26 protein-coding genes are annotated in these 25,702 nt (G+C 36.8%); 11 read left to right on the plus strand and 15 right to left on the minus strand.

The window, feature by feature from the left end; all coding sequences use genetic code 11:
• The first annotated feature begins 54 nt into the window (after positions 1 to 54).
• Positions 55 to 450: a hypothetical protein gene (locus GFO_RS16160; protein WP_011711267.1), complete on the plus strand. Its 396-nt coding sequence runs from the start codon at positions 55 to 57 to the stop codon at positions 448 to 450.
• 76 nt (positions 451 to 526) lie between these two features.
• On the opposite strand, the gene GFO_RS16165 is transcribed toward GFO_RS16160, so the two are convergent.
• The 3 genes from GFO_RS16165 to GFO_RS16175 all read right to left on the minus strand — a co-directional run bounded on the left by GFO_RS16165 (position 527) and on the right by GFO_RS16175 (position 4,112).
• Positions 527 to 2,179, minus strand: a complete 1,653-nt coding sequence (locus tag GFO_RS16165) for an LVIVD repeat-containing protein (protein ID WP_011711268.1) — start codon at positions 2,177 to 2,179, stop codon at positions 527 to 529.
• A gap of 183 nt (positions 2,180 to 2,362) precedes the next feature.
• Complete coding sequence (locus tag GFO_RS16170) at positions 2,363 to 2,989, minus strand: hypothetical protein (protein ID WP_011711269.1); 627 nt, start codon at positions 2,987 to 2,989, stop codon at positions 2,363 to 2,365.
• 127 nt (positions 2,990 to 3,116) lie between these two features.
• Positions 3,117 to 4,112: an NAD(P)H-dependent glycerol-3-phosphate dehydrogenase gene (locus GFO_RS16175; protein WP_011711270.1), complete on the minus strand. Its 996-nt coding sequence runs from the start codon at positions 4,110 to 4,112 to the stop codon at positions 3,117 to 3,119.
• Positions 4,113 to 4,460: 348 nt separating this feature from the next.
• Here GFO_RS16175 and lysM point away from each other — a divergent pair, with 348 nt between their 5' ends.
• Positions 4,461 to 4,949, plus strand: coding sequence for a peptidoglycan-binding protein LysM (lysM, locus tag GFO_RS16180; RefSeq protein WP_011711271.1), 489 nt, complete (start codon positions 4,461 to 4,463; stop codon positions 4,947 to 4,949).
• Between the two features lie 145 nt (positions 4,950 to 5,094).
• Here the strand turns inward: lysM and nadD are convergent, their stop codons facing one another.
• The 4 genes from nadD to GFO_RS16200 form a co-directional block, all read right to left on the minus strand.
• The gene (nadD, locus tag GFO_RS16185; RefSeq protein WP_011711272.1) at positions 5,095 to 5,679 is read right to left on the minus strand and encodes a nicotinate (nicotinamide) nucleotide adenylyltransferase; all 585 of its coding nucleotides are present in this window, start codon (positions 5,677 to 5,679) and stop codon (positions 5,095 to 5,097) included.
• Positions 5,676 to 6,263: a guanylate kinase gene (gene gmk / locus GFO_RS16190; protein WP_011711273.1), complete on the minus strand. Its 588-nt coding sequence runs from the start codon at positions 6,261 to 6,263 to the stop codon at positions 5,676 to 5,678. The genes nadD and gmk overlap by 4 nt, the downstream gene beginning before the upstream one ends.
• The gene (locus GFO_RS16195; RefSeq protein WP_011711274.1) at positions 6,264 to 7,121 is read right to left on the minus strand and encodes a YicC/YloC family endoribonuclease; all 858 of its coding nucleotides are present in this window, start codon (positions 7,119 to 7,121) and stop codon (positions 6,264 to 6,266) included.
• 92 nt (positions 7,122 to 7,213) lie between these two features.
• A complete protein-coding gene (locus GFO_RS16200) occupies positions 7,214 to 8,176 on the minus strand; it encodes a YheT family hydrolase (protein ID WP_011711275.1) in 963 nt (320 codons plus the stop codon).
• Between the two features lie 84 nt (positions 8,177 to 8,260).
• Here GFO_RS16200 and GFO_RS16205 point away from each other — a divergent pair, with 84 nt between their 5' ends.
• From GFO_RS16205 to GFO_RS16225, 5 genes are all read left to right on the plus strand, one after another.
• A complete protein-coding gene (locus tag GFO_RS16205; protein ID WP_041250172.1) occupies positions 8,261 to 8,758 on the plus strand; it encodes an acyl-CoA thioesterase in 498 nt (165 codons plus the stop codon).
• 6 nt (positions 8,759 to 8,764) lie between these two features.
• Positions 8,765 to 9,406 (plus strand): hypothetical protein, encoded by a 642-nt coding sequence (locus GFO_RS16210; protein ID WP_011711277.1) that lies wholly within the window; start codon positions 8,765 to 8,767, stop codon positions 9,404 to 9,406.
• 32 nt (positions 9,407 to 9,438) lie between these two features.
• Positions 9,439 to 9,888 (plus strand): hypothetical protein, encoded by a 450-nt coding sequence (locus tag GFO_RS16215; RefSeq protein WP_011711278.1) that lies wholly within the window; start codon positions 9,439 to 9,441, stop codon positions 9,886 to 9,888.
• Positions 9,889 to 10,051: 163 nt separating this feature from the next.
• The gene (locus GFO_RS16220) at positions 10,052 to 10,318 is read left to right on the plus strand and encodes a hypothetical protein (protein WP_011711279.1); all 267 of its coding nucleotides are present in this window, start codon (positions 10,052 to 10,054) and stop codon (positions 10,316 to 10,318) included.
• Positions 10,319 to 10,526: 208 nt separating this feature from the next.
• On the plus strand, positions 10,527 to 10,874 hold the full coding sequence (locus GFO_RS16225; protein WP_011711280.1) for a hypothetical protein: 348 nt from the start codon (positions 10,527 to 10,529) through the stop codon (positions 10,872 to 10,874).
• 12 nt (positions 10,875 to 10,886) lie between these two features.
• On the opposite strand, the gene GFO_RS16230 is transcribed toward GFO_RS16225, so the two are convergent.
• Genes GFO_RS16230 through GFO_RS16240 form a run of 3 tightly spaced genes read right to left on the minus strand, consistent with a single transcriptional unit; the run spans position 10,887 to position 12,974 of the window.
• Positions 10,887 to 11,789 (minus strand): DMT family transporter, encoded by a 903-nt coding sequence (locus GFO_RS16230; protein ID WP_011711281.1) that lies wholly within the window; start codon positions 11,787 to 11,789, stop codon positions 10,887 to 10,889.
• Positions 11,782 to 12,135 (minus strand): arsenate reductase family protein, encoded by a 354-nt coding sequence (locus tag GFO_RS16235; RefSeq protein WP_011711282.1) that lies wholly within the window; start codon positions 12,133 to 12,135, stop codon positions 11,782 to 11,784. Before GFO_RS16235 ends, GFO_RS16230 begins: the two co-directional genes overlap by 8 nt.
• Positions 12,136 to 12,185: 50 nt before the next feature.
• Complete coding sequence (locus tag GFO_RS16240; protein ID WP_011711283.1) at positions 12,186 to 12,974, minus strand: DUF3298 and DUF4163 domain-containing protein; 789 nt, start codon at positions 12,972 to 12,974, stop codon at positions 12,186 to 12,188.
• 138 nt (positions 12,975 to 13,112) lie between these two features.
• On the opposite strand from GFO_RS16240, the gene GFO_RS16245 reads away from it, so the two are divergent.
• A complete protein-coding gene (locus tag GFO_RS16245) occupies positions 13,113 to 14,255 on the plus strand; it encodes a cystathionine gamma-synthase (RefSeq protein WP_011711284.1) in 1,143 nt (380 codons plus the stop codon).
• 166 nt (positions 14,256 to 14,421) lie between these two features.
• A complete protein-coding gene (locus tag GFO_RS16250; protein ID WP_011711285.1) occupies positions 14,422 to 16,563 on the plus strand; it encodes a glycoside hydrolase family 97 protein in 2,142 nt (713 codons plus the stop codon).
• Between the two features lie 28 nt (positions 16,564 to 16,591).
• Here the strand turns inward: GFO_RS16250 and GFO_RS16255 are convergent, their stop codons facing one another.
• Entirely contained in the window at positions 16,592 to 17,848 is a 1,257-nt protein-coding gene (locus GFO_RS16255; RefSeq protein WP_011711286.1) for a cysteine desulfurase-like protein, read from the minus strand.
• Positions 17,845 to 20,220 (minus strand): S9 family peptidase, encoded by a 2,376-nt coding sequence (locus GFO_RS16260; protein ID WP_011711287.1) that lies wholly within the window; start codon positions 20,218 to 20,220, stop codon positions 17,845 to 17,847. Before GFO_RS16260 ends, GFO_RS16255 begins: the two co-directional genes overlap by 4 nt.
• Before the next feature lie 181 nt (positions 20,221 to 20,401).
• Between GFO_RS16260 and GFO_RS16265 the strand changes: the two genes are divergently transcribed.
• On the plus strand, positions 20,402 to 21,232 hold the full coding sequence (locus tag GFO_RS16265; protein ID WP_011711288.1) for a DUF5602 domain-containing protein: 831 nt from the start codon (positions 20,402 to 20,404) through the stop codon (positions 21,230 to 21,232).
• A gap of 271 nt (positions 21,233 to 21,503) precedes the next feature.
• A complete protein-coding gene (locus tag GFO_RS16270; RefSeq protein WP_011711289.1) occupies positions 21,504 to 23,057 on the plus strand; it encodes a M20/M25/M40 family metallo-hydrolase in 1,554 nt (517 codons plus the stop codon).
• Between the two features lie 14 nt (positions 23,058 to 23,071).
• On the opposite strand, the gene GFO_RS16275 is transcribed toward GFO_RS16270, so the two are convergent.
• The 3 genes from GFO_RS16275 to GFO_RS16285 are packed head-to-tail and all read right to left on the minus strand — an operon-like array spanning position 23,072 to position 25,667.
• Complete coding sequence (locus GFO_RS16275) at positions 23,072 to 24,223, minus strand: DUF3095 family protein (RefSeq protein WP_011711290.1); 1,152 nt, start codon at positions 24,221 to 24,223, stop codon at positions 23,072 to 23,074.
• A 58-nt stretch (positions 24,224 to 24,281) separates the two neighbouring features.
• On the minus strand, positions 24,282 to 24,647 hold the full coding sequence (locus GFO_RS16280; RefSeq protein WP_011711291.1) for a hypothetical protein: 366 nt from the start codon (positions 24,645 to 24,647) through the stop codon (positions 24,282 to 24,284).
• A gap of 33 nt (positions 24,648 to 24,680) precedes the next feature.
• Positions 24,681 to 25,667, minus strand: a complete 987-nt coding sequence (locus GFO_RS16285; protein WP_011711292.1) for a DUF1028 domain-containing protein — start codon at positions 25,665 to 25,667, stop codon at positions 24,681 to 24,683.
• Positions 25,668 to 25,702 lie beyond the last annotated feature (35 nt).

The raw sequence follows: 25,702 nt of genomic DNA on the forward strand, positions 1-25,702 counted from the left end.
AGTTCTTTTATGGATACTCTGGCTAAAAATTAAAAAGAAAGCAGAAGAAAAGTTTTGAGAAAGGATATTGATATACCTAAAGTTAAAGATGTTCATGTGGCTGCAGTAAAAGTCTTCAATGAAGAATTTGAGGCCTATGAATGGAATGTATATTTGATCAACAATACAAATGAAGCTATAGAAATGGTTCTCATCGTTTCTAAAGGCTTTGATAAGAAAAGGGAAACTTCCCTAATGAGACATAAGATTGAAATTTTGCCTGCTAAGAATTTTGCTAAAGTAGAGTACCTGCAGGAGGAGGTTCTTAAACTGAACAACGAATTTAAAGTGACTTATTTTGCCGGGACGAAAATGATGGAAAAGATCTTCTTGTTCAAACCACATACGATTAAAGAAAGTGTTGCCTTAAAAATACCTGTAATTCCCGAAAAAGGGATCCTGGCTAAATAAATAGAACTTGCTTATAAAACAAAAAGCCCCGGAAATATTTCCTGGGCTTTTCTATTCAACTTGGTTTTAACCTAAACTAATTGAATTTATTGTTAAGGTCTTCAAAGTCACCAATAATTTCTCCACCGCTATTGATCTTTACCTTGCCAGATACAAAGATTTTCGAGTCATCTCCCACAAACTCTAAGGTTCCACCGCTATTGATCTGTAGGTCACCGTGAATTTCTACCAATCCTTCTACTTTAAAAGTACTATTAGAGTTGATAACAAGATTTTCTGAAGATTTTTTGTTCCCAAGCCTAAAGTTTCCAGACATATTTAGCGTAGAGGCGCTACTTAGATTAGCGCTTTTCTCTATAAGCATATCTCCACAGAAGTTTAAAGAACCATTAACATTAAGGTGCTTAAGGTTCATGATTCCGCTGTATGATTCTTCGGTACTAGAAGGAATTGTAAGATTTTTATGACCAGTATATGGATCAAATTCTGAGCAGGCAAGGAAATCTCCGGTTACCACATCGCTTTGAGGAGCGATTATTCTCAAAATTTTTAATCCTGTTCCTGCTGCCAGGTAGATATAATCACCTTTAGCCTGAACAAAGTTGGCGCTTCCGGTAATTTCTGCGATTCCTTCTGCTACCAGAGTGAGTTGGTCGTTTAATTTAACGATATCAAGTCCCGCTCCTCCATTAGCCATATAGATAAAATTCCCATCGGTAGAAACGGCATTAGTCACCTTATTTTCGGCACTAATACTAGAAGCATCTGGATGAACTCTTAAAGGTAAAGACATAGTTTTATCACCGGCTTCAAAATTATATATTCCTGCACCGGCAGTACCTTCAGAAACCAATATATTGTTGCCATACCATGCGATAGTCCTTTTTGATTCAGGTGTAAGCGCAGCTGTTTCAAGAGAAGTGTTTTCTATAAATTCATTGTTTAGACTGAAGTCCAAAAGACCTTCATCTCCGCTTAACACTGCCAGTTTATCATTACTAAAGGCTGCAGATCTAAGATCACCCAGGCCAATTTCAGCTTCAGCATTAAAAGCGCTATTGTTTCCCGGGAAATTATAACTTCCAACAATGCCAGAATTTCCACTAATTAAAATTGTTTTGCCTTCGAAATCCAATACATGCACTCCCGTGTGACCCGCAAGGCCATAATCCAGATTAAAATCTGAAGAAAACTGGCCATTTTGCGTTGAAACATATCCAAGCAGGGTATGATTTGCACCTTCACCATTAATGGAAGCCCCCGTAAACACAATGTTATTATTATTGTCTATATATAATGAATTAATATCTGCGATATCAGTCTTCATTCTACTTACAAGTACGGGATTGTATTTGTCACTAACATCTACAATATCAATAGCACCAAGGTATATAGAACCTTCTTTGTTGTAGGAAACATACGCATAGTTCCCTTTAACGTCCACATGAGTAGCTCGAAGTTCTTCACCATTTAATTTTGGTGGCTCCAGGGAAGCAATTTGTTCTATACCGAATATCCATTCAGATTCCTGATTTCTTGTCGTATTGATACGTTCGATACCAATTACACCAGTCTCATTAAAGTTAATGGCAGTTTGTAATTCTGAAGCATCGGTGGCTACATTAAAATGGGATTGTTGCGGTTGCGTTTCAGATGTTGTTTCTTCTGTTTGACAGGAAATTAAAAATAAGGCCGAGAGAAGGCATATTCCAAGTAGGTTTTTCTTCATAAGAATCAGTATTTCTATGTATTTGGGCAGTTAAAAATAGTAATTAAGCTGAGAAAAGAAATAGAAACTCTATGAACTACAACACTTTTCGATAAAGTGTGAGAAAAACCCGATAAGAAAATTCTTTCTAATAAAAAAGGCCGGTTTCGCAACCAGCCTTTCCTAATTAGTATGAAGTAAAAATTATTTGATCTTTTGAGAAACATCATTGAAATCTCCTTCAATAATGGCTTTTTTAGAAATTTTTGTTTTTCCAAGAACTTCTATAGTACTATCACTTCCAAGAAATTTAAGAATAGCGTTATTATGTAGAACAAGATCTCCTTTTATAACTACTTTTCCTTCTATAACAAGGTGACCTCCATAATTAACTTTTACATCTCCTTCAGTAGTCATATCACCACCAAGGTTAAAGGTACCTGCATGGTTAACTTTTACCTCATCCTGGACGCTTAATGTTCCACAGATATTCAGTTGATCGCTAACTACGATATTATTCACCTCAATTTCACCATGATAAGATTCTGGCGCATCATAAACTGCTAAAAGTTCTTTCGCTCCCTCATAGTGGGCATAAGTGTCACAGTTAGCTAAGGCTCCCTCAAAAGCTCCAGGTTCATGTAAATTCTTTCCCGAACCGTTTTCAAAATAATAAGGTCCGTCGTGCCATTTATTTACGTCATGTTTTTTCTCTTTTAAAGAATTTTGAACCTCGTTTACTTCCTGAGGACTTTCAGAAGAAACATCAGATTGACAGGATGTAAAGGCTAAGGCTGCAATAAAGCAGAAGCTTGCGAATTTTGTGTTCATGATAAATTGATTATTAGTGATTTGGAAAAGTAAATGTACTACAAATTTAGCTATAGTATCCTTAATAATCGTTGAAATGTATAAATTTCAGGGAGTTAGCCCATTTGGGTAAGAAAATTCTTAAACATTAATCCAGCTTATCTACAAGTTTATTAAACACCTTTTTAGGATTTTTACCCTCGTAGAGAATCGCATAAACCGCATTGATAATCGGGGTTTTAGACTTTTTGGCCTTATTAATTTTATAGGCGCTTTCACTGGCATAATAACCTTCTGCCACCATACTCATTTCCATTTGAGCGCTTTTAACGGTATAACCCTTTCCTATCATATTCCCAAACATGCGGTTACGGCTAAAAACGGAATATCCTGTTACCAGAAGGTCACCTAAATAAGCAGAATCATTAATATTACGCTTCATCTTATGCACCTTTTTGATGAATGTCTTCATCTCACGAATCGCATTACTCATAAGAACACTCTGAAAGTTATCCCCATAGCCCAATCCGTGAGCAATTCCGGCAGCGATCGCATAAATATTTTTTAATACGGCAGCGTATTCGGTGCCAATAACGTCATCGCTAATTTTACAGGTGATATAGTCACTTCCCAGATATCCCGCAACAATTTCAGCTTTTTTCTCATCCTGGCAGGCCACGGTTAAATAAGAGAGTCTTTCTAAAGCTACTTCTTCAGCATGACATGGTCCGGTTAGAATTCCTATATTCTCAAAAGGCACATCAAAATATTCATTAAAATGCTCTCCCACGATGAGGCTGGTTTCCGGAACAATACCTTTAATAGCCGAAAAGACAATTTTATCTTTTAGTGAAACATTAAGAGCATCTAATTCACGTTTCAGGAATGCTGAAGGAATTGCAAAAATGATATAATCTGAAGCCTGCACGGTTTCATTGATATCATTACTAAGATTAAGCTGATTCACATCAAATTCAACCGAACTCAAATAATTTGGGTTATGATCCTGTTTTTTAATATGCTCAATGGCATAAACACTGCGCATATACCAATTAACCTGTTCCAGGTTTTCACATAACATCTTTACAATTGCAGTGGCCCAACTACCACCTCCAATAACACCAAAACTAGGAGCTTTATCCATATAATTACATTCTCTTTTCCAAAAATAGTGAAATTTGGAAGTATTTAAAGTTTTTCGCTTTTATTCCTACAAATTATTGAGAATGTTTCAATAGGACAGATTTAGAACTTTAACAATTCAAAGCTCCTTTTTATACAATCTAGCTAAAGTCACTCCGTTATAAACCTGTTCATCTTATTATGATGAACATTATTAGTTTTTTTGGTTGGTTATTTAGTTGAAAAGACCGTTTCGTTAGAAGCGGTCTTTTTAGTTATAAGACAATTTTTTTGAAAACTTTAGGATTGATCAAAGCTCCAAACTTGTTTCACTTTTGTACATTTAGTTAACTAACTATAAATCATTAAAATGGGTATATTTTCATTTATTAAAGACGCAGGTAAAAAGATTTTTGGAATCGATAAACCTAAGTCTACAGAGGCTGGAACAGACGATGACTTAAAGAAGAATGAAAAAGCAGCGAGAAAATTAGAGCAAACTATTAAGGATTTAAATCTGAAAGCCGAAAATTTGAAAATCCATATTGAAAATGATATGGCCGTAGTTTCCGGACGGGCATTGGACCAGGCAACCAGGGAAAAAATTATATTGGTTGTAGGAAACTCTGAAGGTATTGCACAGGTTGATGATAAAATGGATGTAGAAAATACCGAGCCTGAAGCTGTATTTCACACGGTAGAAAGAGGAGATACCTTAAGTAAAATATCAAAAGAGCATTACGGGGATCCAAATCAATACCCATTAATATTTGAAGCTAATAAGCCAATGCTTCAGGATCCTGATAAAATTTATCCAGGACAGGTATTAAGAATACCGCCAATGGAAGCAAACAGATAAAATAAAATTAAAAGACTGTTTAGAAATTTTGAGAATGTTACACTGAGAGCAGTCGACGTTCTAAAGCTTGTAGTTCCACGATGAAAAAAGTAGGATCAATCAGCTAAAATGAAGATTCAAAATAGGTTTTTAAACAGTCTTTTACCTATTTATAAAAATTCATTTCATCAATATACTTCCAAACCTTTTCATCCAGAAGAGGTCCAATATTCTTAGATTCTTTAATTGATTTTCTAATAAATGTCGAAGAAATTTCTATGATTGGAGCAGCTACTCTGGTAATTTTCGCGTGAGTTTTAAATTCATCTGCAACTTTACCCGGAGCGATCCTAGGATATACATAGATTTCGTGATTTTCTATGATAACCTCTGAATTTTTCCATTTATGGAAACTCTTTAAATTATCCTCTCCCATAATAAGGCAAAAATCGTTAGTAGGAAATTTTTCCTGAATATGAGCTAGCGTATTTACGGTGTAATTAGGTTGAGGAAGATCGAATTCAATATTACTCGGCTTTAGTTTTCCATAGCCTTCGCAAGCCCTGTAAACCATTTCCAGCCGATGATGATTATCCAGCAAGCTACTCTTTTTCTTGTGTGGATTGTGAGGCGTAACCACCAGCCAGATCTCTTCCAGATCTGAATATTCAGCCATATGATTTGCAATAATCAAATGACCGGTGTGAATAGGATTAAAAGTTCCAAAGAACAAGCCTACCTTTCTATTCATTCCTCCGGTTTTTCAGCACCCACATAGTTGGAAACAAGATTGTGAGCTTCTATAAGTGCGGTACCAAGGTGGTTGTTTTCAATTATAAAATCAAACTGTGGAGCTGTGGCTAATTCTATAGAAGCCTTGGCCACTCTCATATTGATCTTATCGTCACTTTCTGTTTTCCGTTTTTTCAAACGAATCTTTAACTCTTCAATACTTGGGGGCTTTACAAATACAGCCAGTGTCTTTTCGGGATAGATATTTTTAATATCCAGGCCTCCAACCACATCAATATCAAAGATGACATGTTTTCCTTTCTTCCAGATACGTTCTACTTCACTTTTTAAGGTTCCGTAGAAATTATCCCTGTAAACTTCTTCCCATTCCAAAAATTCATCATTTTTGATCTTCTGCTTAAAATCATGCAGCGATAGAAAGTAATAATCCTTTCCATGCACTTCATTGCCTCTCGGTTCCCGTGAAGTTGCTGAAATTGAAAAATCCAGTTTTAATTCCTGGTGCTTTAATAAGTGACGTACTATCGTAGTTTTTCCAGATCCCGAAGGAGCAGAAAATACGATAAGTTTTCCTTCGCTCATTTAGAGTACGTTTAGAATTTGTTCTTTTATTTTTTCCAATTCATCTTTCATCTGCACCACTAATTGCTGCATAGGGGCATAATTGGATTTACTGCCTATAGTATTAATTTCACGTCCGATCTCCTGAGAAATGAACGCCAGTTTTCTGCCGTTAGAATCTTTAGCGTTGAGGGTTTTCTGAAAATAATCAAGGTGATTGTCAAGCCTTACCTTTTCTTCAGTAATATCAAACTTTTCAATATAATAGACGATTTCCTGTTCAAATCTGTTTTCATCTGCCTGCTCCTTGATCTCTGCGATCCCTTTGCGAAGTCGCTCACGTACAGCATCTACTCTGTCTGGATCTATTTTAATTACTTCTTCAAGTAAATTCTGAATATTCGTAATTCTTAATTTTAGATCTTTCTCCAGCGCTTTACCTTCATCATTTCTGAAACTGTTAATGTCTTTAAGTGCTTCTTTAACCGCTTTTTCAATATCTTTGAATTCTTCATCATCTATCTCATCCCTTTCGGTTTTAAGAGAATCGGGCATTTTAATGGCCATTTTCAATAATTCGATTTCGCTGGCATTTACAAGGCCTCTTAGCTGATCCATGTAGTTCTTAACTACTTCAGTATTCACATTAGTGGAAGTTTGCTCACCGGTGTACTCTACATAAATTGAAAGATCTACTTTACCACGGCCTAAACTGTTAGAGATAATATTCCGAAGATCCAGTTCCTTTTCTCTATATTGAGATGGAATGCGTGCATTCAGGTCAAAATTTTTACTGTTTAAAGACTTTAGCTCTACAGTGATTTTTTTGTTAGGAATTTGAATAAGGCTTTTCCCAAAGCCTGTCATAGATTGAATCATGCCTGAATTTTAAATGCTTGCGCAAAGATAATCAATTCTATAGCATCTCCAATTGAATACGTATTTCATAAAACCGGGAATCCATTAAATCTCTAAAGTGATTCTACAAACTCCAAAGCTCGTTTTTCGTGATAATAGATGTTAGATCTGGTTACAAATCCAACATGGCCACCATAGGTAGGCACTTCCAAATATATTTTTACGGATTTTTCAGCTATTTCATAGGGATAACATTCTGGGGAAAGGAAACTGTCATTGGCTGCACTTAGAATCAGTGTCGGTTTTTGAATCTTCTGAAGATAGCCCAATGCGCTGGTTTTTTTGTAGTAGTCTGAAGCATCGTTGTATCCATGGGCTTTAGAAGTATAAAGGTCATCAATATCCCTTAACGACTTACAAGCAGAAATTTGTTTTTTCTGAATATGATCTGGGAATTTTTCAGCACGTTCTAATAGATGTTGTTTTAAATTCAGTTCAAATCGTTTAGAATAAACAAAGTTCCGCATACGATTAATGGCTCCCAGGGAACCTGAAAGATCACATGGCACAGAAACCCCCACGCTTCCAATAATTTCGTCTGGCAAACTTCTATTTTCACCCAAATATTTCATGAGCATATTTCCACCAAGACTAAAACCTACCAGGGCAATTTTTGAATATTTTCCAAGGCTAAGTATATGAGTGAGTACTTCAGCCAGATCATCACTCGCTCCCGCATGATAGCTTCTAAAAAGTCGGTTTAGCTCTCCACTACAACCCCTGAAATTCATCGCAACAGCACTCCAGTTATTATCATTGAAAATCCGGGCCATTCCTTTCATGTAGGGTCGCTCTGTGTTTCCAGCCAGGCCATGTAGAAGGATCACTAATTTATCAGATTTCCTGTCACTGGAATAACTCCAGTCCAGATCTATAAAGTCACCATCGCTCAATTCTATACGTTCCCGTTCATAAACAGGAATTTCTACCTTTCTTAACGTGGCCGAATAGATGGTAGAGGCATCAGCATTTTTAAATATTCCCGGAGGAATATAATTTCCTGTAATAAGCGGCATTCATTTTTAATTTTAATATAAACTTAGGTAAAATAAGCTATGCATGCATACTATTTATTGGTAGTTTTGAAGAAACTGAAGATTATGTATAGCAAGAAATTTGAAATAAGATGGAGTGATCTGGATGCTAACAGGCATTTGGCAAATTCAGCATTTATAAATTTTATGAGCCATACCCGTATGGGTTTTCTAATGGAAAACGGCTTTGGCCAGAAACAACTCTCGCATTATAATTTAGGGCCTATAGTTTTTTATGAGCATATATACTATTTCAAGGAAATATTTGCCGGAGAACCGGTAACAGTTACCCTGGAACTCAGTGCACTTTCTGAAGACGGAATGTATTTTGAATTTATTCATAAAATTTATGATCATAAGGGTAGGAATTGTGCTACCTGTGAGATGATGGGTTCCTGGATAGATCTTGAAGAAAGAAAACTTACCACTTTGCCAGATAAACTTTTTCAGCAATTAAATAATACTCCCAAAACCGAAGATTTTAGAACGCTTACTAAGGAAGATACCCGAAAATATGGAAAACGACCGCATGATCTATCTGCGGACGAAGTAAAAAACCTGTAGAGTTTTATGGAGAATGAAATCAATGAAATCTGGTATGCATGTTATGGTTCTAATATTCGGAAAGAGCGTTTCATGTGTTATATAAATGGAGGTACTCCGCCAGGAGCTTTACGAAATTTTACCGGTTGCTCAGATAAATCTGAACCAAAAGATAGTAGAACCATTACCATAGATCATGAAATGTATTTTGCCATGAAATCTCCAACCTGGAATGGTGGAGGGATTTGTTTTTTGAAACCAGAAAAAGATCCTGCAGCGAATACCCTGGGGCGGACTTACCTCATTAATTCCAGCCAGTTTATAGATCTGGTAAGACAGGAACTGAAATTTGAAGGCGAAATAGTTATAGATTTTGAAGAGCTTGTTAAACAGGGATCTTATAATTGTATGACAGATGGGCGCTATGGATTATTGCTTTATCTGGGAGAGATCGATGGTAAACCTGTGGTGAGTTTTACCAGCGAAAATTATTTGAGGGATGAGATTAATCCACCGCACGAAGCTTATTTAACTACCATTATTAAAGGATTAAATGAAATTTATCATCTGGATGAAGCTGAAATAATTGAGTATTTCAGTAAAAAGGAAGGGATAAGAGATTTAGACATCAAAGATCAACTTAAAGAGATTTTGAAATTCTCAAACTGATTTTTATTATCTTAGATATTTAAACTCCGTCCATGCTTAAGGGAAAAAGTTATGCGTTAAAATGGATGTTTAGGATGTCTATTCTAATCATCGCCCTATTCTTATTTCAAAATTGCACGGTTTACAGAGGTTCCAGTGTAGATATTAACAATGCGATCCAAGAGGAAACTAAAGCGGTTGTTGTAACTAAAGATGGTGAAAAACTCAAATTTAAAAGATTACTTGAAACAGAGGAAAATTTTATTGGAGTGACCAAAAAACGCCAAACGATAAAATACTTGGAGAAAAATGGATTTGATTTTGAAAAGCACGGACAACTACGAAATTATATTATTGATTCATTAGAAATCAATGAGATCTATCCAAAGAATAAACCGGTATCCACTATAGTGAATATAGGAATTTCGGTTCTTTCTGCCTTAACCGTTTTGGCCGTTGCCGGAGGAATTATCTTCTTTTCAAGCTGGGGTGGATTAGATTAGCATATTTGAAGTAGCCTCTTGGTTTTTATTTTTATACATTTATTATCAGAAACTTGAAATTTTAAACTATGCTTAGAACCTTCTTTTTGAAAACGGCGATCTTTATATAGCCGGATGGGCAAGTGATGCTACAAAACATTCTGATGATCCAAAAGGTGGATTTATGAAAATGCCCAAAGCGAATGGTCCAATTAAAAATATTACTAGTGAACTTGGTAACCTTGATGGCATTCAAAAGTATGACGAGACCTCTTTTCTTGTATCTGCATGGGATTCGGGAATTATTTATAAAATATCCAAAGCAGGAGAAGTTGAAATTATAATGGAAGCTGAAAAAAGTGTTGGTGGTATTCTATATATTCCTGAAAGAAAAATTTTAGCCCTGCCCATGAATTTTCAGAATAAGTTGCTACTATATAAGTTTGAATAATTTAAAAGTAGCTTAAATAGTTTTGTATATCCGCAAAGTATCATAAAATCATAAATAGCGTCATTCTGTCCCGATAACTATCGGGATTGTTTCAGAATCTCATAAGACTAAGAATCAATAAGGTAACTTGAGACCCTGAAATAAATTCAGGGTGACAAAACAACAATAGGACAAAAATCGGATATAAATTTTTAAAAACCATCGCCTTATGAAAGTTATAAATTCCCGCTTTCATGGAATCATCGATTATCTTGTAGTCGTATTTTTGGTGCTTTCGCCAACGATTTTCGGTTTACCGGAATTAGCTGCTACTTTCGCCTATATTTTAGCTGGGGTTCACCTGTTACTCACTGTTCTTACATCTTTTGAATTTGGAGTAATAAAACTAATTTCGTTTAAGCTTCACGGAGTTATAGAACTTATAGTTTCATTTGCTTTGGTTGGCCTGGCATTTTATCTTGGTGCGGAAGAAGGGGGCCTGGCAAGAAATTTTTATATAGGTTTTGCCGTGGCAGTCTTCCTTACCTGGTTGCTTACAAATTATAGGTCGGCTTAATTTTTTTGCGATCTAGTTCGTCTTTATTTTTGTCTTTTTAATACTTACCATATAAACTCCAATAAATACTAAAGCTGCGGCCACTCCTTTTGTCCAGGTTAATTTATCGGCACCCACAGAAATTGCAAAGGTAATCGCGATTAGTGGCTGAAGATATATAAATGCGCTTATGGTAGATGCAGATAATTGTTTCAGGGCATAAATATTTAGTAAATAGGTCATAAAAGTGGTTCCCAGAACTACAAATCCCATTTTCCAAATAGCATCAAATGGTAAACTTGCCCATTCAACTGCAACGAATTCATTATAAGTTACCGGAAGATTGATGAAAATAGCGATGAAGAATAGCCATTTCATCAGGGTGATCGCGTGATATTTTTTAGTGAGTGGTTTTACTAAAATTAGATAAAGTCCATAAGAAAAGGCATTCACAATAAAAAGCACATTTCCTAAAGGAACATTGGGGGCATTAAAATTTTCTCCCGAACTAAAAAGTACCAGAACCAGTGCTCCGGCCATCCCAATGATGATCCCTAAGGTTTTTAATAAGGTAATTCTTTCTTTAATGAGGATGGAAGCAAGAATAAGTACCATTACCGGAGATAATGTAATTATTACTGAAGAGTTAATTGGGGTAGACAGGCTTAAGCCTTTAAAGAAGAAAAGCATATTGATGACCATTCCAAAAATTGCACATCCAAGTATTCTGGGCCAGTCTGAAGTTGCGATCTTTTCTTTGGGAGCAAACAAACTTATTATCCAGAATAGAATTGCGGCTCCGCTAACTCTTAATAAAATAAACCCGAAGGGCTCAATATACAGTGGCATCAAACCTTTTGCTAACGTATGGTTTACGCCATAAATAGCACTTGCGGCAAAGGCGGCCAGAATAGCCAAAAGACGGCTATTATCCATGAATAGATTCTTTAGCTTCGGCTACGGTTTTTTTAGAATTACCTATAAATATTTTATCGTTATTGATGATTACCGGTCTTTTGAGAAAAGTATGATGTTCCAGAATGAGGTTTTTGAAACGGCCTTCATCAAGATCTTCGTTTTTCAGATCTTTTTCCTTGTAAAGCTTCGCTCTTTTACTGAAAAGAGATTCATAGCTTCCCGAAAGCTGCTCCATCTCATCTAATTGTTCTTCAGTGATTTTTTCAGACTTGATGTCCTGCTTAATGAATGAATCTGGTACTTCAAGTTCATTTAAAATTCTCTTACAGGTATCACAGGTAGACAAATAATATACTTTTTTCATAACCAGATATTTTAGAAGTAAAGAACGCAATTTTCAATCGAAAAATTCCGCTATGCTTTTGGCTTCTTACTTAATTTTAAAAATTCCTCAATTTCAGTCCTTGGGTAGGTCATGATAAAATTTCCTGCTGAGTAAGGTGCAATTTCATAGGCATTATAATGCAGTATTATACTCTCTGCTGTAACGCCAATATTTATAGGAAGATGAAATTCATCATTTTCAAAAAACATTCCGGTGCTATTAATATTTTCAGCCATAGCAATTTTCTGTTTTTTTCTAAAATCCTTTTCTACGTACTCCATAAACTCTGAAGTAAATAAGTCTTTAGATTCAAGGATGACCCCATTTTCAGCATTAAAATTCATATATCTTGTACTGCGGTAACCATGAGCCCCACCGGTAAAAATATCTGTATTGAATTTCAGCGAAATCAGATTAGCATCTTTATATGCCACTTTACCATTGATCGTAGCTTCCCAGGGCAATTCATATTCAGGAAATTCCTGGGCAGTCTCTTTATAATTCTTAATAAAATTTACAGCTAGCTCTTCAGGTTTTTCTACTCCGCCTTCATCCTGATAATCTATGGTGTTTATAAGAAAGTGCTCTATATGTTTATTGATGTTCTGCGATTCTCCCGTGCCATTTTCAGCAACTGGAAAAGTCATGCTTATAAAAGTACACTCCCCTTGTTCAGGCTTGCAGTTATCAAGTCTTTTTTCAATGGTTTTTGATGAAAAACTAAGCCCTTTTTTAACTTCATTTTGAGATTCTTTTTTCTCATCTGCACAGCCTATAGCTACTAAGGCCATTAGCAGCGGTAACAAAATTCTTTTCACGATACCTGGGTGTTAAATAATAGGATAAAGGTAAAGGCAATTTTGTGATTGCCCAACAGGCGCACTACATTTGTTTTTCACTTTTTTCCATTTGGAAAGTTCGTAAGGGACAACTAATGGAAAAGTCTTATTTCTATTATGAAATTTAACACGAAGACGATACACGGAGGTCAGGAGAATGTAGATCCGGCATATGGATCTGTAATGCCTCCAATTTATCAAACTACTACATATTCACAAAGCACTCCCGGGGGGCATAAAGGATTTGAATATTCCAGAAGTGGTAATCCAACAAGGGCAAATTTAGAGAAATCCCTGGCCAGTCTTGAAAATGGCAATTTTGGTCTTGCGTTTGGATCTGGGCTTGCCGCGATAGATGCCGTATTGAAGCTTTTTAAACCCGGAGATGAAATTATTTCTACGAACGATCTTTATGGAGGTTCTTATAGGTTATTCACCCGAATTTTTGAAGGTCTTGGGATCAAGTTTCATTTTGTAGGAATGCAGGATGCTGAAGGGATAGAAGAGTATATCAATGAGAATACAAAGCTTATCTGGGTAGAAACACCAACAAACCCTATGATGAATATCATAGATATTGCAGAAGTTTCAAAAATTGCTAAAAAACACGATTTGTTGTTAGCAGTAGACAATACGTTCGCGACACCCTATCTTCAGCAGCCTTTAGGTTTAGGAGCCGATATCATTATGCACAGTGCCACCAAATACCTTGGAGGCCATAGTGATGTGGTGATGGGAGGCCTGGTGGTTAATGATAAAGAACTGGCAGATAAACTTTATTTTATACAAAATGCAAGCGGTGCTATATGTGGGCCACAGGATAGCTTCCTAGTGCTTCGCGGAATTAAAACCCTTCATATTAGAATGCAACGTCATTGTGAAAATGGAGCAGCGGTTGCGAAATTTCTTAGATCAAATCCAAAAGTAGATAAAGTATACTGGCCAGGATTTGAAGATCATCCAAATCATGATATTGCCAGAAAACAAATGTCTGGTTTTGGCGGAATGATCTCTTTTACGACAAAAGCAAACACCTTAGAGAGCGCCACTAAAATTGTTGAAAAACTTAAAATATTTACTCTTGCTGAATCTCTTGGAGGAGTTGAATCTTTGGCGGGACATCCGGCAAGTATGACGCATGCTTCAATTCCAAAAGTAGATAGAGAAAAGACTGGCGTGGTAGATTCATTAATTAGATTAAGTGTTGGAATTGAAGATGAAGAAGATCTTATTGCCGATCTTAGTCAGGCTATAGGATAGTCAATTAAATAGTAATAAAAATTTCAGGAGTTGTCCTTTAAAAATACTTTGTGTTAAGCTGAACTCATATCAACTTATATTTGTTGGTTTATAGCAGTTGAGATCCTGAGATAAATTCAGGATGACGTTTCCAAATTTAAAATAGCTTCTATATAAAATATCAATTATGAAAAAAATAGTAATCTTTTCCCTCCTGTTTTTCGCTGGAATAAATTTCTCTAAAGCCCAAAGTTTCCAATCACCAAATGGTGATCTGCAAATGAATTTTTCTTTGCAGGAAGATGGAACCCCGGTTTATAATCTCACCTTTAAAGGAAACGATGTGGTGAAAACCAGTAAACTTGGCCTTCAACTTAAAGAGGAAGAAGATCTACTGGCGAATTTCAGTGTAGAGAGCACTGAAGAATCCAGTTTTGATAATACCTGGACTCCGGTTTGGGGAGAGTCAAAAGAGATAAGAAACCATTATAACGAGCTTGAAGTAAACCTGGTTCAGAAAGAAACAGGGAGAAAATTAATCGTTCGTTTCAGACTTTTTAATGAAGGTCTTGGTTTTAGGTATGAATTTCCGGAGCAAAAAGATCTGGTTTATTTTGTGATTGAAGAGGAGCGTACGCAATTTGCTATGACGGGAGATCATACTGCTTTCTGGATTCCGGGGGACTATGATTCACAGGAATATGATTATACCGAATCTAAACTTTCGGAGATTAGGGAAAAATTTGATGGAGCGGTTCAACCCAATGCTTCCCAGGAACAATTTTCTAAAACCGGGGTGCAAACTTCCCTGATGATGAAAACTGAAGACGGTATATATATAAATCTTCATGAAGCAGCTTTAGTTGATTATTCATTGATGAATTTAAACCTGGATGATGAGAATATGATCTTTGAATCCTGGTTAACTCCAGACGCAGTTGAAAATAAGGGGTATTTACAAACTCCTGCGGTTTCTCCATGGAGAACGATTATGGTAAGCGACGATGCCCGTGATATTCTGGCTTCTAATATGAACCTGAATCTTAATGAACCGAATAAAATTGAAAACACTTCATGGATCAAACCGGTTAAATACATTGGAGTTTGGTGGGAAATGATCACCGGAAAAAGTTCATGGGCATATACAGATGAGCTGGCTTCCATAAAATTAGGAGAAACAGATTATTCTAAAACCGAACCTAACGGAAAACATGCAGCAAATACAGAACATGTAAAAGAGTATATAGATTTTGCTGCCGAGCATGGTTTTGATGCGGTCTTAGTGGAAGGTTGGAACCAGGGCTGGGAAGACTGGTTTGGGCAGTCTAAAGATTATGTATTTGATTTTGTAACTCCGTATCCAGATTTTGATGTAGAAGGAATTCATGAGTATGCGAAGAGTAAAGGCGTGAAAATGATGATGCATCATGAAACTTCAGGTGCCATCAGAAATTATGAGCGTCATTTGGATACTGCTTATCAGTTTATGAATAAGTATGATTATCCTGCTGTGAAAAGTGGTTATGTTGGAAATATTATTCCGAGGGGAGAACATCATTATGGGCAATGGGCTATAAATCATTATTTATTTGCCGTTAAAAAAGCGGCAGATTACAAAGTAATGGTCAATGCACATGAAGCGGTTCGTCCTACAGGCTTAAGAAGAACCTATCCTAATCTTATAGGGAATGAATCTGCCAGAGGAACCGAATTCCAGGCGTTTGGTGGTTCCAAACCAAATCATGTGACAATTCTTCCTTTTACTAGGTTGATAGGTGGGCCTATGGATTATACCCCTGGAATTTTTGAAATGGATATAAGTAAACTGAATCCAGACAATGATTCTCATGTAAATAGTACCATTGCAAATCAGTTGGCATTGTATGTGACGATGTATAGTCCGTTGCAAATGGCGGCAGATCTTCCAGAGAATTATATGAAATTTCCGGATGCCTTTCAGTTTATTAAGGATGTAGCTTTAGACTGGGATGAGAGCAAATATCTGGAAGCAGAACCGGGAGATTATATTACGGTGGCCAGAAAAGAAAAGGGGAGTAGTAACTGGTTCGTTGGAAATGTAAATGGAAATGAGGCCAGAACTTCTAAAATTGAATTTGATTTCCTTGAGAAAGGGAAAAATTATGTAGCGACAGTTTATTCAGATGCTCCAGATGCGCACTATAAAACCAATCCTCAGGCTTATGAGATCAAAAAATACAGAGTAAACAGTAAATCTAAACTTTCACAGAAGTCTGTTCCCGGCGGTGGTTATGCCATCAGTATTATGGAAGCTGAGAAATCTGAAATGAAAGATCTGAAAAAACTATAGTCAGTTTTAGGACATTTAGAAGAACCCTTCAGAATTTAATTTTGAAGGGTTTTTTGTTTAAAAAAATTTCCTTAAAAACTCTAATGAGTTTGTTCACCTCCTGAAGGGTGTTATAATGAACAAGACTTACCCTAACCACTCCATTCTTTTTCTCCAGATCTAAAACCTTTATGAGTTTCTTAGCGTAAAAATCTCCAAAGCGAATCCCAATTCTATGGTCATCTACTTTTTCAATAATTTCATTACTTTTTAGGTTTGAATGGACAAAAGAGATCGTAGGAACACGCACTGAAGCATCAGTTTTAGTGCTACCAATAATCTTTATTTCCGAAACTTCATTTAAATAATTTAGTAGAAGCCTTGCGAGCTTTTCCTCATGAGAGGAAATCATCTCAAAGGTTTTGGTTAGTTTTTCAGAAAAACTAATTGGTTTGGCATTAAAATGATGCTTATATAAATCTTCGTAATATTCAATAATTCCCAGCGTGCTATATGTTAGCTCAAAATTGAAGTTTCCGGGTTGTAATTTATAGGGAACATCTTTCTTTCCTATAAAATAGTGGTTTAAACTGTCCAGTTTCAGCAGTTTCTGATGCTTTCCATACATCACTGCAAGATGAGGTCCGTAGGTTTTATACCAGCTAAAAGTATAGAAGTCGGCGTCCAGATCCTGTACATCTACTTTTCTATGCGGTGCGTAAGCAACACCATCAACGCAAATAAGTGCTCCAGCCTTATGAACTTCTTTCGCAATCTTTTTTATGGGATTTATCGTACCCAGGACATTGGAAGCATGAGTAACCGCAACCAGTTTTGTACGGGAATTCATCAGCTTTCTCAGGTCTGAAAGATCAAGTTCCAAAGTTTCAGGATTAACTTTCCATATTCTTACTTCTATGCCTTTTTCCTTAAGATCCATCCAGGGAGAGACATTGGCTTCGTGATCTGTATCTGTTACGATTACTTCATCCCCCTTTTTCCATTGTTTGCTAATACTCAAACTTAGAATTCGCAAAAGCATAGTGGTAGAAGAACCTATAATTACCTCTTCATCTCTGGAAGCATTTACCAATTCTGCAATTCTGGAGGTGGCATATTTCAATTTTTCACCCGCTTCCTGGGAAACTTTATAAGAAGCTCCCAACTGCACGTTGTGATGCAGTAGATAGCCACTAATCCTTTCGGCGACTTTGCTTAAAACCTGGGAGCCACCGGCATTATCCATAAAAATAAAATCTCTCTCCAGCGCAGGAAATTGTTTTCTTACAAATTCAATATCTATCATTTAGCTAATAAACTTTCATTAAATAATTCCAGAATTCTTCTGTATTCATCTGTCCAGCTACTTGGCTCCACAAAACCATGATCTTCTACAGGATAAAGAGCCATTTCCCAGTCTTCCTTACCTAATTCTATAAGTCGCTGCGACAACCTTACCACATCCTGAAAATGGACATTTACATCTACCATTCCGTGAGCGATCAAAAGATCTCCTTCCAGACCTTCAGCAAAATAAATTGGTGAAGATTTGCGATAAGCGATAGGATCTTTAGAAGGTTCATTTAAAATATTGGAAGTATACCCATGGTTATAATGTGCCCAATCTGTAACAGATCTCAAAGCTGCTCCGGCCTTAAATGTATCGGCTTCAGTGAACATAGCCATAAGGGTAATAAAACCTCCATAACTTCCTCCATAAATACCAACTTTTTCAGGATCAATATTATGATTTTCAAGAAGATATTTAACACCATCTACCTGATCGCTGAGGTCTTTACCTCCCATATGGCGATAAATTCCTGTTCTCCAGTCTCGTCCATAACCTGCGCTGCCTCGGTAATCAATATCTATAACTGTATAACCAAGGTCAGTTAGCAAATTATGGAACATGTATTCTCTAAAATAACTGGACCACCATTTATGGGCATTCTGAAGATATCCCGCACCATGTACAAATACAACTGCTGCATCATTTTTAGCAGCTTCTTCGGGTACATATAGCCTGGCGGGAACCATAGCACCATCGCTGGCTTTAAATTTTATTAACTCCGGTTCTCTCCAGTCGTAGGAAGAAAATTCTTCAGATTGTCCGCTGGTGAGCTGTTGAGGTTCAGATTTTGATCCTGGCTTTTTTAAATATAGTTCTTCAGGTTTATTCATATAAGAATAAGTGATCGCCATATATTCTTCATTTGGAGAATGCTTTACATCGTTTTTACCCGTCATAGAAGTAAGCTGTTCCATTTTACCGCCCATTACCGGCATTTTATAAAAATGCCGCTCTCCTGCATGCATTTTTGAAGAGGTGAAATACCAGTGTTTTTTATCATTAGAAAGTGAAGGATCAAAGACTTCATAATCTCCTGAAGTAAGATCTTTTTTCTTACCATTTTCAACATTCAGAATATATAAATGAGAATATCCAGTCTCTTCACTCTGGAAATAAATGTGCTTATTATCTGGCAACCAGCCTAATTCCTCATATCCGTAGTAGGTATATCCAATTCCGGGGCCTGCAAGCCAGGCTTCATCACGTTGGTGCTCAATAGATTTCAAGGTTCCTTTTTCAAGATCGAGAAGTGCGATCCATCTATCCTTATTATCGGTAGATCTTAGGTTCACCACTGCTTTTTCTCCATTTTCTGAAAAATGAATGTTCGATGGGATTACCCCTCTTGGCTCTTCTTTCCACTCTTTGTCTGGATAATCTGAAGTATAATCGGGAAGTTTAGCGATTCCCGGAAGTCCCGAAACATCTACTATAAATACGGTGTCCTTTTCAAAATTATAGAGCGCCAGTTCTGCCGAATAATCCATCTCTCCCACTTTACTTCTCGTAGAGATGTCTTTTGTATACCCACTCTCATCTACATAATTGGGAACAATAGTATTCTCTCCACTTTCCCGGTCTATAATGCTGAAACCGGCATATTTACCATTTGGGGAAACCTCAAGATTTCTAAGATCACGATCTTCTAAGTAGAAAATGAAATCTTCCTTTTCCTTAATCGACTCTCTATAGGCTTTAGAATTGTCTTCCTTTTCTTTTCGCTGCTTTACCACTTCAAGCAATTCAAGATTCTCATTTTTCACCCATTCATCCTTATCAGATGATTCTTTATCAGCATTATCCGATTTAAAACCAGATTTTATAGAGGTAAGCTGCTGAATGCTCCCTTTTTCAAGATCATAGATAAAAGCATTGTCTTCAGCTTTAAAAGCTATACGCTCATTATCGTTTAGAAATTCGGGGTCATTAATAGAAAAAGGCAGATCAAGAAGTTCCTTTTTCTTCCTGGATTTCATATCATATAAAACAAGATCCCCCTTTTCAGTAAAGATCTTCAAGGATCTGGAATCATTGAAATTACCACTTTCAGGAATTAATTCCTGTTGTTCTTTTACCGTAACCTTTAGTATCTTTTTCGGATTATTGATAGAAATTCTGTAGAGGGAATCGGCTGGATTTTTTTCAGGATTGTAATTGAAATAAATATTCTCACCATGTATTCCCCAACGCACCGAATTTGGAAAAGTTCCCATCCAGTCTGGATCTTGCATAACTTTTTCTATGCTGAGATCGGAAGTTTGGGCTGAAATAAACAGAGGGGTTAAACTGAAAAAAAATAATAGGTAATTGGCAAAATTAGATTTCATAAAGGACTTAAATTGAAATTAATCAGTGATAAAAATCCGATTTTTACCGGACGTTGACAAGTTAGGCAAATTTTGGATTTTTAAAACTTACTTAAATTAATATGTAGGAATTTATTACCTACTGAAATTCAGTAACTTAAGTAATAATTTGTAATTTTGAGCTAAACCAAAAATTAGCGTTATGATGAAAAAATCAAGTTTTCACGTTACGCTCCAAATCGCACTCTTTTCTTTTATTATTATTAGCTTCACTTCCTGTGAACAGGAAAACATTCCAACTCAAGACCTTGAGATCAACACTTCAAACCTAAAAGCTGAACGAAGTAAGCCGGTAGAAAAAGTCAATGATTTTTATGGATCAGCACAACCTATAGGAAATGGTGTTGCCAGAAGCTATGTATCAATTAACCATGAGGGAGAACCGGTTTCTATAGGCGTTCTGTTTTCAGAAAAAGCCCTGGAAAATCTGGGGAATGAAGCGTTAAACCTCACTCTGGAACTCCATTCTAAAGCTCGGGGACTTATCGTTAATCATATCGATTTTGGGTATAATCCAATGGGACATCCCGGACCGGTTTTTATGCAGGAACATTTTGACATTCATTTTTACTGGATTAGTGTAGAAGAAAAATTGAGTATTCCTTTTATGGTGGATGATGGTGAAGCACTGGATCTTCCTCATTCTTCCACCTGGCCATCTAATTATGAGTATGAGCCGGCAACGATCCCGGAAATGGGCAGGCATTGGATCTCGGAAGAGCAAATTCATTCTGATACTTTTGACGAAACCTTTATTTATGGTTCTTATAATTCTCAATTTACGTTCTATGAACCTATGATTACCACCGAATATCTTCAAGCAAAGGATTTTGAAGATTCTTATGTGATAACTCCTTTAGGTGCCTATGAAAAACCGGGATATTATTCTAATTCTTATAAAATTATGTATGATGAGGTCAAAAAACAATATAGAGTTGAATTGACCGATATGTTCTGGGAAGACGGACTATAATCCTTTCTCAGGAATCAAAAAAACAAGCCACTTCTTATCAAAGTGGCTTTTTTAATGATTAGAAGTTATTCTGAAAAAATATATCTTAGGCTTTTAATTAAAATTAAAATCGCGTATCCGTAAATTGCCCTAAATTGATAAAAGATGTCATTCTGAAGTTTTTCAGAATATCAGAAAACAAATAATCCGGGCAATAACCTGGGATCCCGAAATAAATTCAGGGTGACGAAATAACTATAAAACAAAAAACGGATATAAAAAAATTGAACCTATGATCAAAAAATTTACCTTTTTAAGCTTACTTTTTCTTACAGTTTCACTGGTTTCTGCGCAATCTCAGCAGGAAATGGTGGAGAAGATCGTCAAGGAAGCTGAGAACAATTCTCAATTAGAAAAACTGGCTCATGAGCTTCTTGATGTTGTTGGCCCCAGATTAGTTGGAACACCTCAAATGAAAAATGCTCATGATTGGGCGGTAAATAAGTACTCAAACTGGGATATTTCAGCTCGCAATGAAGAGTATGGGAAATGGAAAGGCTGGGAACGAGGAATTACGCATATAGATATGGTTTCTCCCAGAATTCAAAGTCTGGAAGGAAGACAACTTGCCTGGAGCCCTTCTACCGGAAAAAAACCGATAACTGCTGAGGTAGTGATTATCCCTGAAGCAAAAGATTCAATTGATTTTCTTGAAAAAATTAAATCGGTAAAAGGTAAATTCGTAATGATCTCCATGCCGCAGCCAACGGGTAGACCAGATGATAACTGGGAAGAATGGGCTACCAAAGAATCATTTGAGAAAATGAAGGCAGAGCGTGACTCTCTTAGTGATCTATGGGATGAGCGAATTGGTAAAACCGGACTTTCTCGAAGAGAATTGCCAAAGGCGCTGGAGGAGGCAGGTGCGGAAGGTATTATAAGTTCTTACTGGTCCAGAGGATTTGGAGTAAATAAAGTATTTTCAGCATCTACAGAAGAGATCCCAACCCTTGATCTTTCTCTTGAAGATTATGGTTTACTATACCGTTTAGCTGAATATGGCGATAAGCCGGAAATAAGAGTGGTAGCAGAATCTAAAGAATTGGGCGAGGTACCAACTTTTAATACAATTGCTGAAATTAAAGGAAGTGAAAAGCCTGAAGAATATATAATCCTGTCTGCGCATTTTGATAGTTGGGATGGTGCGACCGGAGCAACTGATAATGGTACAGGAACTATTGTAATGATGGAAGCTATGAGAATTCTGAAAAAGCTTTATCCAAATCCAAAAAGAACAATTCTTGTAGGCCATTGGGGAAGTGAGGAGCAGGGTTTAAATGGTTCACGAGCTTTTGTAAAAGATAATCCTGAAATTGTTGAAAATATGCAGGTGCTTTTCAACCAGGATAATGGTACCGGTAGAGTAGTGAATATCTCCGGAAACGGATTCTTGAATGCCTATGATTACCTGGGTAGCTGGTTGTATGAAGTTCCAGAAAATGTTACCGAGCATATTGAAACTAATTTTCCTGGAACCCCGGGAAGAGGAGGTTCAGATTATGCATCTTTTGTAGCTGCAGGAGCTCCGGCATTTAATCTGAGTTCATTAAGCTGGGATTACTGGAATTATACCTGGCATACCAACAGGGATACCTACGATAAGATCGTTTTTGATGATGTAAGAAATAATGTAATTCTTACTGCGGTATTGGCTTATATGGCAAGTGAAGATTCTGAAAAGACTTCCAGGGAAAAGATCAAATTACCAATGAGTAGAAGGAGCGGAGAGCAAATGACCTGGCCAGAACCAAGGGATGCTGAGAGAAAGGGAATGATAGAAAATTAAATATAACAAGGCAGTTAATCCTGAAATTTCAATTTTAGTTGATTAGCTGCCTTTGTATATCCACCATTACCGCCATCTATAAAATGAATATGCTGGTCTGTGCTCATATCTTTTACGTAGCAGGACATAATACTTTCTTCACTTACGTGATACCCATATTTTATTAAGTTCAGGTTTTCAAGTTTATCAAGGTAGGCGATGATTCTTTTACGTTGATCACTGGTTCCCGTAATCACTGTATTTATGCGGCCATCCAGCGTAAGATTATCTGAAAGTTCTACTAGTTTTTGAAGATAATTTTTACCTGAAGTTGTATTTCGAAGATAGAATTCCCCGAAATTAGCAACCATAATACTTTTTACAAATTGGGTAAAGCTCCACTTACCAAGTTTGATCTTCATCTCATCTTTAATTCTTTGTAAGCCTGCTTTTATTTTTAGCCTTCTAACAGATACTGGCTTTCTTCGTCGAATAGAGCCGAAAATTTTATCTATAGACCCCATTATTTCTGAATAGACTTTTGAAAAATCTGTTTCTCCACAACCAGCGATGATTAGGCTAATTACTTCCTGATCTTTTTTAGGTGGTTTAATTCGATCCCATTTGCATTCCATTCCGGTTAGGTTCAGTCGGGTATCGTCTGGAGTTATTTCTTTCGGAGAATTTTCTGTTTTAATTTTATTTTCAGCAAAATGAAGTCCGTTTCCCAGAATTACAGGGATATTGAGGGTTTTATTTACATTAACCCTGGCAATCTTCAGTTCAATATTTTCATTGTAAATATCTGCTACGTTTGCAGAACCTATGGCGAGACTAAAACCAAAGTTTTTCTTCGTATTTCTATTATGTTTTTCAAGTACTGAAAGTGATTGTTCCCTGATTTTTTCAGGAATAAGAAAACTGGCACCGTCCCCTCCAAAAAAGAAGGGAACAGCAATGCCGTGAGCTTCAGCCAGATTCAATATGGCAATTACGCAACCGGTCGCCACAAGATTAACGTGATTATGATTCCCATTTTGAACTGCCGCCGTAGAATTACGAATATCGGCAACCAAAATATGCCAATCTGCCGGTAGATTTGAGAATTTGGTCTTATCTCCTATAAGCTTGCTTATAGATGAATCGTTCACAGGAAGATCTGAATAGAAACTAGTAGTGCTTTTCATAAACTTTAGGTCGTGAAAACAGCGTAAGAATTTCTATGATACAGAACAAATACAATCATTAATTCAATTCGCCGCCAACAGGAACTGAGCAGTCATGTCCCGGTTCACCATGAGGTGGATTTATCGTAGGAGCGGCACTCTGTAATCTTACCGGAGAGTTGGTCATCTCTTGAGGAGTAGCAGAAGCATTGGCCTTGTCTAATGGAGCTCCAACCGGAAGATCACATCTATGGCCTTCAACCCCATGTGCAGGATTGTATTTGGTATCTCCACTTTTCGCCATATTATCTTTCATTTCTTCTGAAGAAGGGTTCTCTGCAGTTACTTCTTCTTTCTCAGTTGCTTTTTCTTCGTCCTTGCATGAGAATGTGAGTACAGAAAGGAAGCAAATCAATATCAGGGAGGTAATCTTTAAACTTTTCATAACTAGTGATTTAATATTATAAAGGTATTTAAATTATTCGGTAATTTCTTTTAGCTCGGCTTCAGAAATAGTTAGAATTCCTGAAGCAGGGAGTCTTGTGATCATTTCTTTCCAGTTTTTATCGGCTTTAAATACTTCTTGAAATATCGGTTTTGCTTCATTTATTCTGCCGCTATTGGCAAGAGCAACCGCTTTCCAGAATTTCATCTCCAGGTTTTCCGGGAACATTTTTTCTGCGGTTCCATATTCTTCCAGGGCTTTTTCCATATTACCAGCTTCTACAGCAAGATCTCCTTTATTCATATGGTCATACGCACGGTTTACTTTCAATAGTCTGGATAATTCCTGAATTGGATTTTCGTGATCATCCACTCTTAGATCGATCTTTTTTTCTTCCCAGGCATTTTCAGTACGTTCTGGACCTACCACCACTAAAGCAGCAGATTGTTTTCCTCGAATATCACCACCGGCTTCCTGAGCGGCCTTAAGTGCTTCTACAACTCTTTCCGCAAGCGGATAGTCTGCATATCTTACAAAAGCTTCGGCCATAGCGGGAACCACTTTGTCATTCAGCATCATATTCGCCTGTACTGAAAAGTTTCTTCCCTGAAGATCTTCCGCAGCTTCTACACATTTCTCTCCTGTAAAAGCGGAAACATTTCCATTTGCGTCAAGAAAGGCAACCTGCCTGAAGTCTCTTCCGTTATCTTTTTCTACTAATTCAGTCAAAGCTTGTTCTGCCGGAACACCGTTAGCCATAAGTTCCAGACCTTCGGGACCATAAGCAGGATTTACAAAAGACTGGGTGGCGACCACGCCAACTCCTGCCTTTCCCCACGAGACTATAGAGCCCACCGAAAACCAGTGACTTTGAACTCCTACAGCCATTTCGCCGGTAATTGTATCTCTGGCGACTATTGAAAAGGTGTGTGCAAAGGCATCTTTAGTAACACCTTCAATGTTTTGAGATATTAAAGGAAGACTGCCAAACAGGCAAAACAGAAGTATGATCTTTTTCATAAGATGATTATATATTAATTTCTAAAGGTACTAAA

Source organism: Christiangramia forsetii KT0803, from assembly GCF_000060345.1.
In the GTDB taxonomy this organism is placed as follows: domain Bacteria; phylum Bacteroidota; class Bacteroidia; order Flavobacteriales; family Flavobacteriaceae; genus Christiangramia; species Christiangramia forsetii.

Excerpts from the sequence above, each read along its gene's own strand:
- GFO_RS16200 (WP_011711275.1), bottom strand. The coding sequence starts at position 8,176 with ATGCCGCTTATTACAGGAAATTATATTCCTCCGGGAATATTTAAAAAT.
- GFO_RS16175 (WP_011711270.1), bottom strand. The coding sequence starts at position 4,112 with ATGGATAAAGCTCCTAGTTTTGGTGTTATTGGAGGTGGTAGTTGGGCC.
- GFO_RS16250 (WP_011711285.1), top strand. The coding sequence starts at position 14,422 with ATGAAAAAAATAGTAATCTTTTCCCTCCTGTTTTTCGCTGGAATAAAT.
- GFO_RS16260 (WP_011711287.1), bottom strand. The coding sequence starts at position 20,220 with ATGAAATCTAATTTTGCCAATTACCTATTATTTTTTTTCAGTTTAACC.
- GFO_RS16285 (WP_011711292.1), bottom strand. The coding sequence starts at position 25,667 with ATGAAAAAGATCATACTTCTGTTTTGCCTGTTTGGCAGTCTTCCTTTA.
- GFO_RS16275 (WP_011711290.1), bottom strand. The coding sequence starts at position 24,223 with ATGAAAAGCACTACTAGTTTCTATTCAGATCTTCCTGTGAACGATTCA.
- nadD (WP_011711272.1), bottom strand. The coding sequence starts at position 5,679 with ATGAATAGAAAGGTAGGCTTGTTCTTTGGAACTTTTAATCCTATTCAC.
- GFO_RS16220 (WP_011711279.1), top strand. The coding sequence starts at position 10,052 with ATGAAAATGCCCAAAGCGAATGGTCCAATTAAAAATATTACTAGTGAA.
- GFO_RS16210 (WP_011711277.1), top strand. The coding sequence starts at position 8,765 with ATGGAGAATGAAATCAATGAAATCTGGTATGCATGTTATGGTTCTAAT.
- GFO_RS16270 (WP_011711289.1), top strand. The coding sequence starts at position 21,504 with ATGATCAAAAAATTTACCTTTTTAAGCTTACTTTTTCTTACAGTTTCA.
- GFO_RS16215 (WP_011711278.1), top strand. The coding sequence starts at position 9,439 with ATGCTTAAGGGAAAAAGTTATGCGTTAAAATGGATGTTTAGGATGTCT.
- GFO_RS16230 (WP_011711281.1), bottom strand. The coding sequence starts at position 11,789 with ATGGATAATAGCCGTCTTTTGGCTATTCTGGCCGCCTTTGCCGCAAGT.
- GFO_RS16225 (WP_011711280.1), top strand. The coding sequence starts at position 10,527 with ATGAAAGTTATAAATTCCCGCTTTCATGGAATCATCGATTATCTTGTA.
- GFO_RS16255 (WP_011711286.1), bottom strand. The coding sequence starts at position 17,848 with ATGATAGATATTGAATTTGTAAGAAAACAATTTCCTGCGCTGGAGAGA.
- GFO_RS16235 (WP_011711282.1), bottom strand. The coding sequence starts at position 12,135 with ATGAAAAAAGTATATTATTTGTCTACCTGTGATACCTGTAAGAGAATT.
- GFO_RS16195 (WP_011711274.1), bottom strand. The coding sequence starts at position 7,121 with ATGATTCAATCTATGACAGGCTTTGGGAAAAGCCTTATTCAAATTCCT.
- lysM (WP_011711271.1), top strand. The coding sequence starts at position 4,461 with ATGGGTATATTTTCATTTATTAAAGACGCAGGTAAAAAGATTTTTGGA.
- GFO_RS16280 (WP_011711291.1), bottom strand. The coding sequence starts at position 24,647 with ATGAAAAGTTTAAAGATTACCTCCCTGATATTGATTTGCTTCCTTTCT.
- GFO_RS16265 (WP_011711288.1), top strand. The coding sequence starts at position 20,402 with ATGATGAAAAAATCAAGTTTTCACGTTACGCTCCAAATCGCACTCTTT.
- GFO_RS16245 (WP_011711284.1), top strand. The coding sequence starts at position 13,113 with ATGAAATTTAACACGAAGACGATACACGGAGGTCAGGAGAATGTAGAT.
- GFO_RS16165 (WP_011711268.1), bottom strand. The coding sequence starts at position 2,179 with ATGAAGAAAAACCTACTTGGAATATGCCTTCTCTCGGCCTTATTTTTA.
- GFO_RS16205 (WP_041250172.1), top strand. The coding sequence starts at position 8,261 with ATGTATAGCAAGAAATTTGAAATAAGATGGAGTGATCTGGATGCTAAC.
- GFO_RS16170 (WP_011711269.1), bottom strand. The coding sequence starts at position 2,989 with ATGAACACAAAATTCGCAAGCTTCTGCTTTATTGCAGCCTTAGCCTTT.
- gmk (WP_011711273.1), bottom strand. The coding sequence starts at position 6,263 with ATGAGCGAAGGAAAACTTATCGTATTTTCTGCTCCTTCGGGATCTGGA.